General features: G+C 46.2%; 13 protein-coding genes. 10 read left to right on the plus strand and 3 right to left on the minus strand.

Annotated elements, in window-relative coordinates; genetic code table 11:
- Positions 1–9 precede the first annotated feature (9 nt).
- Positions 10–675, minus strand: coding sequence for a hypothetical protein (locus tag AAIG11_RS04580; protein WP_343185068.1), 666 nt, complete (start codon positions 673–675; stop codon positions 10–12).
- Between the two features lie 206 nt (positions 676–881).
- On the opposite strand from AAIG11_RS04580, the gene AAIG11_RS04585 reads away from it, so the two are divergent.
- Positions 882–1,043, plus strand: coding sequence for a hypothetical protein (locus AAIG11_RS04585; protein WP_343185069.1), 162 nt, complete (start codon positions 882–884; stop codon positions 1,041–1,043).
- Positions 1,044–1,062: 19 nt separating this feature from the next.
- Entirely contained in the window at positions 1,063–3,111 is a 2,049-nt protein-coding gene (locus tag AAIG11_RS04590; protein WP_343185070.1) for an Eco57I restriction-modification methylase domain-containing protein, read from the plus strand.
- Here AAIG11_RS04590 and AAIG11_RS04595 read toward each other — a convergent pair.
- Positions 3,073–3,987, minus strand: a complete 915-nt coding sequence (locus tag AAIG11_RS04595) for a ComEC/Rec2 family competence protein (RefSeq protein WP_283407614.1) — start codon at positions 3,985–3,987, stop codon at positions 3,073–3,075. The genes AAIG11_RS04590 and AAIG11_RS04595 overlap by 39 nt on opposite strands.
- 126 nt (positions 3,988–4,113) lie before the next feature.
- Between AAIG11_RS04595 and AAIG11_RS04600 the strand changes: the two genes are divergently transcribed.
- The 6 genes from AAIG11_RS04600 to holA all read left to right on the plus strand — a co-directional run bounded on the left by AAIG11_RS04600 (position 4,114) and on the right by holA (position 11,501).
- Positions 4,114–5,577, plus strand: a complete 1,464-nt coding sequence (locus tag AAIG11_RS04600) for a hypothetical protein (RefSeq protein ID WP_283407613.1) — start codon at positions 4,114–4,116, stop codon at positions 5,575–5,577.
- A 173-nt stretch (positions 5,578–5,750) separates the two neighbouring features.
- The gene (locus AAIG11_RS04605; protein ID WP_343185071.1) at positions 5,751–7,058 is read left to right on the plus strand and encodes a tetratricopeptide repeat protein; all 1,308 of its coding nucleotides are present in this window, start codon (positions 5,751–5,753) and stop codon (positions 7,056–7,058) included.
- A gap of 43 nt (positions 7,059–7,101) precedes the next feature.
- Positions 7,102–8,259: a YibE/F family protein gene (locus tag AAIG11_RS04610; RefSeq protein ID WP_343185072.1), complete on the plus strand. Its 1,158-nt coding sequence runs from the start codon at positions 7,102–7,104 to the stop codon at positions 8,257–8,259.
- A gap of 79 nt (positions 8,260–8,338) precedes the next feature.
- On the plus strand, positions 8,339–9,919 hold the full coding sequence (locus tag AAIG11_RS04615; protein WP_343185073.1) for a ComEC/Rec2 family competence protein: 1,581 nt from the start codon (positions 8,339–8,341) through the stop codon (positions 9,917–9,919).
- Positions 9,873–10,457, plus strand: a complete 585-nt coding sequence (locus AAIG11_RS04620) for a cysteine hydrolase family protein (RefSeq protein WP_283407609.1) — start codon at positions 9,873–9,875, stop codon at positions 10,455–10,457. Before AAIG11_RS04615 ends, AAIG11_RS04620 begins: the two co-directional genes overlap by 47 nt.
- Before the next feature lie 3 nt (positions 10,458–10,460).
- Complete coding sequence (gene holA, locus AAIG11_RS04625) at positions 10,461–11,501, plus strand: DNA polymerase III subunit delta (RefSeq protein ID WP_343185074.1); 1,041 nt, start codon at positions 10,461–10,463, stop codon at positions 11,499–11,501.
- 106 nt (positions 11,502–11,607) lie between these two features.
- On the opposite strand, the gene rpsT is transcribed toward holA, so the two are convergent.
- On the minus strand, positions 11,608–11,871 hold the full coding sequence (rpsT, locus tag AAIG11_RS04630; RefSeq protein WP_283407607.1) for a 30S ribosomal protein S20: 264 nt from the start codon (positions 11,869–11,871) through the stop codon (positions 11,608–11,610).
- A gap of 122 nt (positions 11,872–11,993) precedes the next feature.
- Here rpsT and lepA point away from each other — a divergent pair, with 122 nt between their 5' ends.
- Both lepA and hemW read left to right on the plus strand, forming a co-directional pair.
- Entirely contained in the window at positions 11,994–13,841 is a 1,848-nt protein-coding gene (lepA, locus tag AAIG11_RS04635) for a translation elongation factor 4 (protein ID WP_484477156.1), read from the plus strand.
- Between the two features lie 64 nt (positions 13,842–13,905).
- On the plus strand, positions 13,906–15,063 hold the full coding sequence (hemW, locus tag AAIG11_RS04640) for a radical SAM family heme chaperone HemW (RefSeq protein WP_343185075.1): 1,158 nt from the start codon (positions 13,906–13,908) through the stop codon (positions 15,061–15,063).
- The last annotated feature ends 69 nt before the right edge of the window (positions 15,064–15,132 follow it).

Below are 15,132 nucleotides of genomic sequence, written 5' to 3' on the forward strand. Positions count from 1 at the left end.
GGTGGCATATCAGGATTTTTCATCAACAATGGTGCCCTTTACGAAATTTTCCGTTTGTTGCTGATGAACCTGGCGGTAGTGACTTTGGTTTGGGTGAGCCTGAACAGATTTGAACTGCATATAGAGTTCGTAAAGAAGTCCTGAACGATAATTGAACAGTACATGAAGATAATCGGGGTGATGCTCCAGATTGCGACTGAGAACGCTGCGGTTAACTTCAAGAAGTCCGGTGCTGGATAGAGTGATTCCCAGGCGATTCAAATATACCTCATATTTTCGTATGGTTCGAAGCATCAGTCGACTGTGGTGAATGCCAATCTCTTTTTCAAAAACAGTGAGACTCAGATAGGCGCGGTTGTATTTTTCAATCAGTTCGATGATCAGCTCAAGAAGTTCGTCAGGAAGCACATTGTCAGACCCGCGGCGAAAGCGCTCCATCACATCTTCCAAAGCTTGCTCGTGGAGATAAAATCGCTGATAAAATCGACGCAGATCCATCAACTTACCATAGAACACCTCTGAAAACATGGTGAAATTGTCGTTGGCACTGGCGGTATTGTTCTGTACCGGATTAACTCGTTCGAGACGATCCACCTGTGAAACATCCTGATTGTTGTTTCTTCGGTTCACTTGATAAGTGGAAATGCGGTGGCGGTTGACAGATGAAACACTCATCAAATCACCTCTTTATAAGATAAATACCCTTTAATTGAACAATATCCCGTGTATGGTGAAAAGAAAAGATCCTTTACAGTATTTATCGGTAAAAAAAGAGCATCTCTGTAAAAATATGGCGACAAAAATTAAAATTTCAACACATGCACGATAAATCAGGCGGAATTCCCATCGAATTAGATATGCTATAATGGGCTAAAATCATCATGAAAGGGCGGCTGAAAAATGACTTCATGGCAATCGGTTCTCAATCAGCTGGAAGAAAGTTTAAGCCACCTGACAAAAAGGATTCCATCATGCCGGTTGTTATTGTGGCTTGTGATGAGAAAACTTGGAGTAAACACGCTTGCTGCTGCACCGCTTCATGAAGATCTGGAATTGTTGAACATGGAAACGCAGGGCGCGCATGATCTTTTTGATAATCTGAATAAAGTTGATCTGTTTCAAACCGAAATACTTGATGAGTTATTTCAGCAATCGATGAATCCCGACTTTCGGGAAAGCAGTGGCAGTTATTACACAGAGACACCCTTGGCGGCCTTCATGGTAAAAGAGTCATTAAGAACACACTATCATCAGTGGATGAAAGGTTGCAGTGCCTCGGCATGGTTTCCGCTGGATCTGATCAAATCGGAGAATGATCCCGGTTGCATACCAGCTGGCATATTAGAAGCTCAGGAAGAGTGGTTAGACTTAATAACGGTGCTGGATTTATCCTGCGGTAGCGGTGTTTTTCTGCGGCAGGGGTTAATCCAGCTGGCGGCAGTGTCCAACTGGGTTAACGAAAAACGGGGTTTAGCAGTATCAATGGCTGATGTGGTCATGAAAATCGGATCGCGACATCTGACAGGTGTGGATAAGGAACCGGAAGCTGTGATGATGGCGGATATGCTGTTGCGTATTGAAATGATGCGCCAGGGGGGCGTATCGGTCATAACGCCTGGCATACAAAATATCCACTTAAAGGTGGAATGTGGCGATGCGCTCACCTGGGAGCCCGCTGCTGACGAACGCTATCAGCTTATTCTGGGAAATCCGCCTTATCTGGGGGAAAAGGGCAACAGGCGTCTTTTTGATAGTGCCCGCAGTACACGGGCGGGGGCCTTGTATTATGAAAAAAATATGGATTTTTCCTATTATTTTTTGCATCGGGGACTGGATCTCCTGCACCAAAAGGGATGTTTGTGCTACATCACTACCAGTTACTTCACCACAGCTGATGGAGCTCGCAAATTGAGGCAACGTCTTCATGGAGAAGTAGTATTTCATTGGTTGATCAATCCTGAAAAAACCATGATCTTTCCCCATGCGAAGGGGCAGCATAACCTGATTTATTGTCTGGGGGTAGCCGGCGAAGGTCTTTCGGTATTGCCAAGGCTGCTTCACCTGAATCAACCCATGGACAGAACAGCCTTGTTTAACCTGCTGTATCATCAAGGTTTAACGAGCCTTTCTCCTGCTGTTTTTGCGAGTACATCTGCCTTGTTTGACCAAAGAGGTCAATTGATGGTGCGGTCGCCCGGCAGGAATAAGAGCTTATTGCAACAGATGGAGCAGAAGACGGTTTTTCAGATTCAAGACCTTTGCTATGTGAATCAGGGATTGGTTTCGGGTGCCGACCGGCTTACCAGACGACACAACGATTTAGTAGCTGATGTGGCGCCGGGGACGGGGATCTTTGTACTGGATGAAATTGAGAAAGATCAACTGGTGACAGCAGCTCCCGAAGTGGCGCCTTATATAAAGCCATTCTTTAAAAACAGCCACATATGGCCTTATGAGGTGGCATGCACATCAAACCAGTGGTTACTTTACCTGACAGATAAAAATCTGCCTGATATCAGCCGGATAAAGCCTTTGGAGCAGCACCTGACACCATATCGTCCCATTCTGGAAAAACGCCGGGAGGTGGCGATGGGGCTGCGAAAATGGCATTCGCTTCACTGGCCGAGAGATCCGGATATTTTCGAATCAGTCAAAATTGTGGCACCGCAACGGGCGATGCTGAATGTATTTGCCCGATCCAACACACCCTGGTACGCCAGTGCCGATGTCTATTATCTGAAAAGACGCGAGACATGTTTTCATTCCCTGGATTATTTGGTTGCATGGCTGAACTCGGCCCTGTGTTACGCCTGGTTAAGTCAGTACGGAAAAATGAAAGGCAGCGATCTGGAACTCTATGCATCGCCTTTAAAAGCGATTCCAGTTCCTTCGCTGCCAGGTGGAGAAGCAGAGCAAAGAGTGATGAAGATGGTAGATGATTATCGGTTGTCAAATCAAGAGGCGCATAACCCTGAACAGATGAGATCGTTCTTAGAAGCGATGGACAGGTGTTTTCTGGAACAAACAGAAATCTCATTGGCAGATGCCCGGCCACTTTTGGAGCAAGTGTGCTCATTGCGTCGCCGGTTTCGTCGCAGGCAGGTCACGTAAAGCATTCGCCGGGGCCTGATAGGAACGAAGAGTCGTACCATCACTGTACAAGGTGACATGCCCCTGAAGATCAGTGCGATAAATCCAGACATCCAGCGCTTCCAGCCGGGAGATGACATCTTTGTGGGGATGACCATACGCATTGTTCCGACCGCAGGAAATCAGCACCACTTCAGGCGATACCATCTCTAAGAGGGCTTGCGTGGAAGAGGTGTTGCTGCCATGATGTCCGGCTTTTAGTACTGTTGACCGGAGCCATTCAGCTGGAAATGTTTCGACAGCCAGCAATTCTGCTTCCTGCTCAGCATCACCGGTGAAAAGAAAAGACTGCTGTCCATGAGTGACATGAACCCATAAACTCCAGTTGTTGAGATGATCCCCAAAATCGTGGCCGGTGGTCAGAATCCGCACCACCACATTTTCCTCATCCAGGATGATCGTTGGTTCAGTAACAGCAACAAGCTGTTGGCCCTCAGATTCGACGGTGTTCAACAGCGATTCAAATGTACGGCTGGTATGAACCACCGGTGGGAGATAGACAGTATCTACATCGAACTGTGTCAAAACCGTCTCCATGCCGCCAATGTGGTCGGCATGAGGATGGGTGGCAACCACCAGAGGAATTTTGCGGATTCCCTGCCGTTTAAGATAGGCTGCCACCAGATCGCCGCCTGAAGCATCGCCGGCATCTATGAGCAAACCTGTTCCTGAAGGTGTGCGGATAAAGAGGCTGTCACCCTGTCCCACATCGATAAGATGAACCGATAAGTGATTTTTGAATGGATTGGTGGAGAGATATCTGCCAGAAATACCAATGAATAGAATGCCAATAAGAAAAAATGGTACAATGAACTTGAAACGAGAGAATTTTGACAAAACTGGAACACTCCCTTATGTGGATTAAACAAGAATCGATGGTAGTTCGCTCTCCCATGATGATGTCTATTGGAGAGCAGATGCGGAGAACCGGCAATCAAGATGTTGGATAAGGATGATTTTCATATGTTGAAACGACAAAAATACAAATTTCAGACATTGCTGCTGGCAGCCATTTTTTTGCTGGTTGGTTGCAGTGAAAATGTCACAGATAAAATGGATGAAGTCAGTCGTCCTCAGGTGGATCTCAGTCCCCGGTTCATCCAGGTTGAGTCAATGCCGGTCATTGAAATACTGGCTGGGCAGGTGACGTTTCAATGGCCGGGTGAATCTTACAGCCTGTATGAAGAAGACCAGGAATTATATGCGTTGTCACATGATCTGAATACAATGGTTCATTTATTACCTGAGAGGCGTCAGATACAAGTAAATCACTGGGAAACGGCTGTTGAATTTATGGAGAAACAACAATTTGAACCAACCAGGGTTTATCCGTTGTTGCAGGGCTTTCTGACTGTGGGACGTTTTTCAGACAAACACAGTGGGCTGGTCCATTTTCGCAATCTACAAGATGAGAATCCGGTGATTTTACAGGCAAAAATACCAGATGATGAAGGAACACCACCAGATTTCCTCTTAAGTCCCGATGGCAGTAAAATTGTTTTTTTTGACGAAGTTTCCGGGAGTTTGGCTGCCTATCACACTGTCACGGGCAGAATGACACAGCTCACACCGCTGACTGTCCACTGGTTTTGCCACGACTGGACCAGTCAAGTGACTATCTCTCCAAAAGGGGGGTATCTGCTGGTGGAACAACAGGATTGTGATGAAACTCATCCACAACAGTTTATCACATATGGGGCTGATTCTGGTCGGCAGATTCACGCCTTTCTTCCAGGAATTCGGCCACAAATGAACCTTGAAGAAACAACCATTGCCTTTTTGCTTAATCCCGGTGCCCGGAAAATCGACGATCAGTCATCAAAACCCGTTCAGGTGGGAATTTACTCACTTGACCGCCGTGAAACGCAATTTCTAAACCAGGTTTCAGAAGGGTACAGCATCATTGGAAAACCCGTCTTCAGTGAGACGTACCCTTACCTGTTGTATGGTGCCCTGCCTGTTGATACCGACTCAGAAAATCCTGATAATACTGGAAAAATGATAACTTATCACCTGAACCAACAGGTTCAACAAACGCAAGTGCAACAATACGGCGACTTGATGGAAGCGAGTGAATCGATTTACTTCAATTATCCATGGCTGGTGTATCCATTGCAGCAAGATGACTCCAGGGTTGTTATCATTCATCATTTCGAAGATGAATGGACAGAAGTGATTGATGCGATCGAACCATGGGAGGCATTACCAACCGGCCAAATCACGTATTTCACAGGAAATGCCGAATCTGGATTTGTATACATGAAACATCGTCAGCTGATTCATTTTCAGTCAGGCAGCCAACGAATGCTGTTTGAAATACCAGAAATGCATCGTGTGAAGCAAGTTCTGACTTACCGGCGATGGCAAGTAGTGGTTTTAGAGACCCCAACAGGAGACTGGCAGACAATTTTTCCGGCACATTTTTAAGTGAGGATCAAAGATGGGCGTCAGGCATGACATTTATTGTCAGGCGTGGTTTAAAAGCTGATTTTGAGGGATACTTCTTTTGAAACAGGCCTTTCTGTGGTATTATGGTGTTCATGAATAGAAGGATTATCTGGAAACAATATTGTTTTCAGGATGGCTGAAAGGAGGCCTCCATGATTTTATATATCTTTTCTGCAACCAAAAAAGAACGCATGCGACTGCTTAGACAGTACTTTTATAAAGAGCTGGCCGTGGAAAGTGAACTTCGCAGTGATGGGATGCCAACGAGCAAAGTTCGTGGTGTCAAAAGCATCACAACGCCAAAGCATCATCGGCGGATTCCCGGCTATTGGATTGCTGTGGAATTTTGCAAGAATCATCAGGGCGCTGCGCTGCTTCAGCGAGTTCGGGATCAATTGCCTGCGCATCATCTTGACGGGCAAGTTTTCTTTCCCAAAAACGAGCTCTCCGGCAAAGAGCTGGAAAAAGGGTGGTTGCAAAAATACCCCTTTGATGGTGACCGGTTGGAAGAAGTCAGCCGCCTTTTTTTTCAGGAAATTCGAAGTCATTTAAAAGAGGGAAGACCAGGAAATGCTCTGCATGGCGTATTATTGATATTACGAATGAATCCTTTTTTTATGCGCAAGTATCGACGGTACTATTTGCTGGAGGATTTGGCATATGCTTTTGATCATGCAGGTAATCTGGGCAAAGTGATTCGATGCTTTCAACTTCAGGCAAAAATTCGACCGGAATCGCCAGAACCATACCTCAACATCAGCAGTTTTTATATTGTCAATGGGATGGAAGACAAAGCAGTCCAACTGCTAAAAAAAGCAGTGAGGGAATATCCTGACAATCCGTTCCTGATGAGCAATCTGATCATTGCCATGTGCAATCTGGGCTTGTATGATGCAGCGGTGATGATCTTAAAAAAAACCCTGGAGAAAGAACTGAAAAATGGATTCTACTGGAAGCTGCTGGGCGACGTCTTTTATGAAATGGAAGATAATGAGGCGGCGATTCGGTGCTACAAAAAAGCAGTGCGTGAAATGGATGGCGAGAAATCGGAAGAGCTGACTGCTGATATTCACAGCGGTATTGCTGCTTGCTATTATGAAGAAGAGCATTACAAGAAGGCGATGGAGCACTATCAGAAGGTGTTGGCTATTTATCCTGAAGACCATTACACACTGATCAGTTTGGCGCAGCTACATTTTTACAAGATGCAAAACTCCAAAGAAGCTCTAAAGTACACAAAGAGAATTCTGGAAGTTTTGCCGGAAAATGGGTATGCGCATTATCACATCGGTTTGATTTACATGGATTTAAATCTCATTGATAAAGCACGTTGGCACTTGTATAAGGCCCGGCGGATGATGCCCTACTACAATCCGGTTCATGAAGCGATTCAGATGCTTAAAAAAAATATTGACTTTACCACCGGTCGCAGATTGAATAACAGCAGACAAGGCGAATGAGGAACGGGCTGAATCATTCGTTCATTAATCAGGAGGTGTTCGCGTGCAGTTGAATCAAGGCATTAAGCGAGTGGTCAGCAGCTTGCTGTTTCTTTTGATGATGATAACCACGCCGGTGGTTGCTTCTGAACTTGAAGACCCCTATGACAACACGATGAGAGCTAGGGTTTTGACAGTGGAAGATCGAGGGCAGTCAGAAGTTTTTTTTGAAACTCAGTGGGTAACGCTTGAAATTTACAGCGGGCCACTCAATGGGGAAATTGTCACGGTGGAAAACCACCTGTCTGATAATCCGGTCTATGACGTACCGGTGAAACCAGGTGACCGCGTGTTGGTGGTACAGGAAATGCTGGCCTCAGGAGACCTGGAAATATATATCATAGATTATGTGCGAGACATGTCAATTCTATGGATATTGGGACTGTTTTTATTGCTGTTACTCGTCATTGGCCGATGGAAAGGCTTGAAAACCATTTTGACACTGGCGTTCACTTTTTTTCTGATTATTCGCGTGCTGTTGCCGGGTATGTTAAAAGGGTATCCTCCGATTTTGATGACCATTGGCGTTTCTTTGCTGGTAACATTAACGACGATTTTGCTCATTGATGGGGTCAATGTGAAGAGTATTTCAGCGGTTATTGGGATTACAGGAGGCCTGATGGCAGCAGGAGTGGTCATGTTCATTGCCGGATCACAAGTGCGGCTGACGGGGCTGTCCAGTGAAGAAGCCATTATGCTTATGTACATTCCCCAAGAGGTCTCCTTTGATTTTCGTGACCTGCTTTTTGCGGGAATTATCATGGGGGCTTTGGGGGCTGTGATGGATGTGGGTGTTTCCATTGCCTCTGCTATTACAGAAATTCACCGGGTGAACCCCGCGGTATCTTCGCGCCAGTTAATGAGATCTGGAATGAACGTGGGGCGTGATATTATGACAACCATGTCCAATACCCTTATCTTAGCCTACACTGGAGCGGCACTGCCATTGATGCTTCTTTTTATGGCGTATGACACTTCGATAGTTCGAATTATGAATTTAGATATGATTGCCACAGAAATATTACGAGCGCTGTCTGGAAGTATCGGGTTGCTCCTGACGATTCCACTGACTGTCGTGGTAACTTCTTTGCTGCTAAAGAGAACAGATACAGGAGCCCCAAAAAGCATGTCGTCATCAGAACAATCACCTGATCACCCTTAAAATCAGGGGCATTTCAAGACCATCAGATTAAGCGAAAATGGCGAAAGGGTTGTCAACATTGCAAAAGGGAGGCATCTCAGTGAAGCGACCTGCAATGATGATTGTTCCAGCTTTTACGCTGGGGATGTTGCTGGAGAGCCAAACGCAGGCGGCTGCCGGGTGGCTGATCCTGCCTGTGGCACTGATGGCCGCAATTGGGTTGGTGAAGCTGGATGATCGACGGGCATTGTTTTGCATAGTATTGCTGGCTTGCCTCATGGGCTTTCATCGGCAGCAGATGGAAAACGCGAAAGGGACTTCGATGATGGGTGTTCTTTCCACTGACGATGTGACCGATCTGAAAATAATGGTGACGCATATAGGGAACAGCAGTCGTTTCAGCACTCGCTATGAAGGTCTCATCCAGCAAATTGTCATCGAAACAGAAAATATTCAGGTAAAAGTACCCGTCATCATTGAGCTGACATATTTTGAAAATGACATTCCAAGGCTGATGCCGGGCCAGATACTTTACGCTTCATCTTTTCAAGTGGTGCATGATCTGTCGACAGCTGCCACAGAGCCTTGGCTGGAAAACTGGAGGTCCAGAGGGTTTCACGGAGTCATTCAGTTGACAGGAAAAGAAGTTCGTGTGTCAGAATCGGCAAACTGGTGGCGTCTGAGAGCTTACCAGCTGCGGAAGTTCTCTGAGAAATCAATTGACAGCCGGATTGCTGAACCGGAAAGTCAGGTGTTGAAAAGCATTTTTTTTGGAGAGCGTCGTCTGTTAAATCAGGATCAACTGCAACATTTCAGCCGTACAGGAACAGCCCATCTGATTGCGGTATCTGGACTTCATGTGGGTATTCTGGCAGTCGTCATTCAGTTTATCCTTCAGAAAACAGGGGCAGGCAAGCGGGGAGCTCTCGTTACCACCGCGCTGGCGGTATGGTGCTATGCTGCCATGACGGGTTTTTCGATTTCCATACTGAGGGCAGCGGTGATGCATACTTGCTACGTGGCAGCTTTCTTTCTAAAACGTCGATACGATGCAAAGAGCAGTTTGCTTTGGTGCGCATTGCTTTTTGCTTTCGTGAACCCGCTCGCACTGAGAACAGTATCATATCAGCTGTCTTTTTTGGCCACAGGAGGGATCCTCTGGCTATATCCGCCCTTGCGCAGCTGTCTATATCCGGAGAAACTGCCTGTGCTGGATTTGCTGCTGGTTACCATGGCGGCCCAACTGGGGACCTGGCCTGTGGTGGCTGTCCATTTTGAGACATTTTCACTGGTGGCGATACCGGCAAATTTTCTGATTGTTCCCGTGATGGGCGTTTTGATGCCCCTGGCGCTTGTCATGATTGTGGCAGGCCTGCTTCACCCGATATTGGCAGTTTTGCCGGGAATCATGGTAACGGGTGGCATACGATATATCATCGCCGTCACCTCATACTTTAGTCAATGGCCCTGGGCAGAAATGCAGGTGTCATTCTTGTCATCCGGATGGCTCATAGGCTACGGACTCGCTTTAGCAATAATATGGAAAGGCTTATCAATATGCGAACAAAGTCGATTGGTGCAACTTAAGACGAAGATCTCATATTCGGCAGAACCAACACAAGGAGGCGAAGATAATGTCACAGAAACAGATATCAGACCCAAAAGCATTGATACTCATTGATTACACCCATGATTTTGTGGCAGCGGATGGCAAGCTGACGGTGGGAGAACCGGGCCAGGACATTGAACAGATGATCGCCGAAAAAATAAACACATATCTGACTGAAGCGGGCTATGTGTTTGTTGTCAATGATGTGCACGATGAAAATGATACGACCCACCCCCAACATCGGCTCTTTCCTCCTCACAATATTTCAGGCACTGTGGGCAGATTGCTTTATGGCAGCATTGAAACACTGGTGAGGCGTCTGGAAAAGGAGCATCCTGAAAAAATTATTCAACTGGATAAACGCCGCTATTCTGCATTTTGCGGAACGCCCCTGGAACTGATCCTTCGACAGCAGGGCATTGAACAGATTGAACTGGCAGGAGTCTGCACGGATATCTGCATTTTTCACACAGCCGTTGATGCCTATAATAAAGGTTTTGCAGTAATCGTCAACGAAGGAGCTGTGGCAAGCTTTAATGCGGAAGCCCATAATACAGCGCTGGCACATTTCGAAACAGTCATGGGATTCGATGTTGTGAGAAGAGGGTAGCCAATGGAAGTCATCAGAAGATTGCAGCAGACCCCGGTGGAACAGGTGCCGGCGGTTTTCATAATCACCGGAGAAGAAGAGTTGTTGATGAAACGTTACCTACAGGCACTCATCCAGCTACTGATCCCACCAGGAATGCAGGACATGAACCTGGTCACTTATGAGGGAAAAGATTTTACCATCGAAAGCTTGCTGGAAGCGGTGGAAACGTTACCGGTGATGGCCCGGCGAAAACTGGTTGTCGTTAAGAATCCGTCATTTCTGGAAACAAAAGGAGCGGCATTGACAGAAAAAGAGGAAAAAAAACTACTGCAGTATCTTGAACGTCCTTCCAGCAGCACGTGTTTGCTGTTTTTCTGTCGTGTCAAACCAGATGGCCGAAAAAAAATTTTGAGAGCCATTAAGAAGGTGGCTCATACAGAAGATTTTCCGCGACTAAAGGAACCCGACTTTCGGCGGTTTATTCAGCAGGAGCTGGAGGCTGCAGGAAAAAAAGCGGATCAGAAGGCTGTGCGAACATTTGCAGAGAGCTTTGACTATTTTACCAGTCAACCGGAACAGACACTGCAGGATGTCAGCAATGAAATCATCAAACTGGTGGCGTATCTGGGAGATCAGCAACGGGTAACACAGGAAGAAGTGCAGCAGACAACATACGCCGCTTTTCAGAATGATATTTTCATGCTCATTGAGAGTTTTGCTGGTAAAAAGGGAGCAGAAACGCAGGTGCGCCTCCATGAATTATTGTCAAGAGGTGAACCTCTCATGAAAATTATTGGCTATCTGCGCAACCAGTTTAAGCTGATGCTTCGGGTGAAAGAACTGACCATGCAGGGTTATACGCCGGCAAAAATGGCGACAAAACTGAAACAACACCCCTATGCCGTGAAAAAAACAGTGTCATATAGTAAGCGTTTTCATGAAAATGATCTGATGTGGCTGCTGAATGCTTTTTTGGTACTCGACCGGCAGATGAAACAAGGGCTTTTGGATGCACAGCAGGCCATGGAGCTGATCATCGCTGAAATATGCTTGCGGAAATGATGGTCAACATTCAGACATATTAAAAAAAGCGTCTCTGAAGTAATCAGAACGCTTTTTTTATCTCATTTGATTGTTTAACGCATAAGTTTGAAACTTTTCATCTGATCTAAACCGTACGGTTTAATTTTTTCGTCAGGCGAGACAGTTTCCTGGAAGCATTGTTTGTATGAATGATGTTTTTGGCGGCAGCCTGCTTCAATTTCTTATCAACAAACTGAAGTTTTTCCTTTGCCACATCAAACTGATTATGATCCAGAGCTTCTTCGAAACGTCTGATAGCAGTCTTAAGTTGCGACTTAATCATTTTGTTTCGGGCAGTTTTTTTACGGATCACACGAATGCGTTTCATTGCAGATTTAATATTAGCCAATCACTTCACCCCCTTATGTGCTCATTAACATTCTAACTATACCAAAAGCATGCCTAAAAATCAATAGCTTCTTTCATTCATCTTCATGAAGTGATTGAAACTCACTAGACCCTTATGATATAATGCCTTCGTTAAAGGTGTCAATAGAAGGAGGAATTTCGTTGTTTTCAACACGTCAACATAAAATTCGCAATTTCAGTATTATCGCCCATATTGATCATGGAAAATCCACCCTGGCTGACAGGCTCATTGAAACCACGGGCCTGGTAAGCAGCCGGGAAATGAAAGAACAGCTGTTGGATAACATGGAACTGGAGCGGGAACGCGGCATTACCATAAAGTTGCAGACCATCCGGCTGAACTACAAAGCAAACGACGGCGAAACCTATCAATTGAACCTCATTGATACGCCGGGTCATGTAGATTTTACTTATGAGGTTTCCCGCAGCCTGGCTGCCTGTGAAGGAGCCTTGTTGGTGGTGGACGCCGCCCAGGGCATCGAAGCTCAGACGCTTGCAAATGTGTATCTGGCATTGGAGCAGGACCTTGAGATAATACCGGTGATCAATAAAATTGATTTACCCAGCGCACGGGTGGATGAAGTAAAAAAAGAAATTGAAGATATCATCGGACTTGACACAGAAGGCATCCCCCTGATTTCTGCCAAAGAGGGCCTTAACATCGAAGATGTATTGGAAGCTGTCGTTCAGCGCATTCCCCCACCAAAGGGAGACGAGGAGAAACCGTTAAAAGCACTCATTTTCGACTCCCTTTATGACAACTATCGGGGAGTCATTGGCTACATCCGCATGATGGATGGTGAAATGAAACCAGGCATGCGGATTCGCATGATGGCAGGCCAGAAAGAATTTGAAATCACAGAAGTTGGTGTGTTTTCGCCTGGGCCCATTGAACAGGATGTGTTGCGGGCGGGAGACGTGGGATATGTGGCAGCCAGCATTAAAGATGTGCGTCATTGCCGGGTGGGTGATACCATTACCGAAGCCAAAAGGGAAACCCAAACACCACTTCCCGGTTATCGAAAAGTGACGCCAATGGTTTACTGCGGCATCTATCCGGCTGAAGGCGAAAAGTTTGAAGATGTAAAAGATGCCTTGGAAAGACTCCAAGTGAATGATGCGGCACTGGTTTTTGAAAACGAAACTTCTGCAGCGCTTGGTTTCGGATTTCGCTGTGGTTTCCTGGGGTTGCTTCACATGGAAATTGTTCAGGAACGTCTGGAGCGGGAGTTTGATCTTGATCTGGTGACCACTGCCCCAAGTGTTATCTATCAGGTGCATAAAACCAACGGCGAAATGGTCATGATACAAAATCCTGCCAACCTGCCCCAGCCTCAGGAAATCCGACTTATTGAAGAACCCATTGTCAAAGCAAGCATTATGGTGCTGAATGAGTATGTAGGGTCTGTCATGGAGCTTTGTCAGGAACGCCGGGGAATGATGAAGGAAATGACCTATTTGGACCAGACAAGGGTGAATATTAATTACGAACTTCCCTTGAATGAAGTGATTTATGACTTTTTTGATGCGCTGAAATCCCGAACCCGCGGTTATGGATCCCTTGATTACGAAATGCTGGGGTATCGGGAATCACAGCTAGTCAAGCTGGATATTCTCATTAACGGAGAACAGGTGGATGCCCTTTCCTTTATTGTACACACGAGCAAAGCCTACGAACGGGGACGGCTCATGTGTGAAAAACTGAAGGATGAAATTCCGCGACACCAGTTCGCGGTTCCCATCCAGGCATCCATCGGGCAAAAAATCATTGCACGTGAAACGGTCAAAGCGTTACGCAAGGATGTGCTTGCAAAATGTTACGGTGGTGACATCTCTCGCAAAAAGAAACTGCTGGAAAAGCAAAAAGAAGGCAAGAAGCGCATGCGACAAGTGGGCAATGTTGAAGTGCCTCAGAAAGCCTTTATGTCAGTGCTCAAGCTGGATAGTTAAAGTGACTGCCGGCAAATGCGATTATTTCAGCAGTTATCCATTTCATGAAAAGTAGGTTTTGAAAATGTTGAGCAATCAACACTCTTTAAGCGTTTACATTCACATACCATTCTGTCGTCAAAAATGCCATTACTGTGATTTTTTATCATGGCCCAACCGCATTGAAGATCTTGACACATATGTGGAAGCACTGTTGGCAGAAGTAGATCTTTACCGGGGTCGACTGGCTGAAAGGCCGGTCGCCACGGTTTTTTTTGGTGGCGGCACACCTTCGCTGCTGACAGGCGTTCATACCAGTCGTATTCTGGAGAAACTGGCATCAGCGGGAAGCCTCACAAAAGATGCAGAAATCACCATGGAAGCAAATCCGGAGCAGTTGACCCTGGGTCAGTTGAAAGCTTATCGTCAGGCGGGAGTTAACCGCCTCAGTCTGGGTCTTCAAAGCACGCATGATCCGCTCCTTGCTTTTCTGGGGCGCAGGCACACTGCTGCCGACTTCTACCGGGTGGTGGAGCTTGCATGCCAGGCAGGGTTTGTCAATATGAACGCAGATTTGATCTTTGGAATTCCGGGTCAGCAATTGGAACAGTGGCAGGAATCACTGGAGACATTGGAAGCAATGAAGATATCTCATTTATCATGTTACGGCCTTACGTTTGAGCCCGGCACACCCCTTCATCGCCAGAGAGACTCAGGGACAGTATGTGCAGCAGACGAAGACTTGGAATACGCCATGTTTCGTTGGGGGATTGAGTGGTTGCAGCAGAAGGGATATCAGCATTATGAGATTTCCAATTATGCCCTTCCCGGGAAATCTTGTCTTCATAATATCACTTATTGGGAAAACAGAGAATATCTGGGCTTTGGAGCAGGTGCCCACGGTTTCTTGTCGGGCGAAAGAACTGCCAATAGTCAACAAATGGAAAGCTATGTCGCAGCAATCTACCAGGGTGAATTTCCTTACATGAGCTGCGAGAAGATCGGGCTGGCAGAGTCGGTGAGTGAAACCATGTTTTTAGGGCTGCGCATGCGGCGCGGGATTTCTGAGACAGTTTTTGAAAGTCGTTACGGGCGGTCGATGGCATCCTTTTTCGAAAAGGAGATAACTGAACTGATGCAACGGGGATTGTTGGAGCAACAATCAGGGTTTTTGCGATTGACTGAAAAGGGAATTGATTTATCGAACCTTGTATTTGAAAAACTGCTGGTGTCTTCCGGATAATTCCTGCGGAGAATGCTTGACAAAATTTCTGTGAAATGGTATTTTGATATCAAGAATTAGCACTCACCA

It is taken from the genome of Anoxynatronum sibiricum (assembly GCF_039414295.1).
GTDB lineage: Bacteria > Bacillota > Clostridia > Peptostreptococcales > Tindalliaceae > Anoxynatronum > Anoxynatronum sibiricum.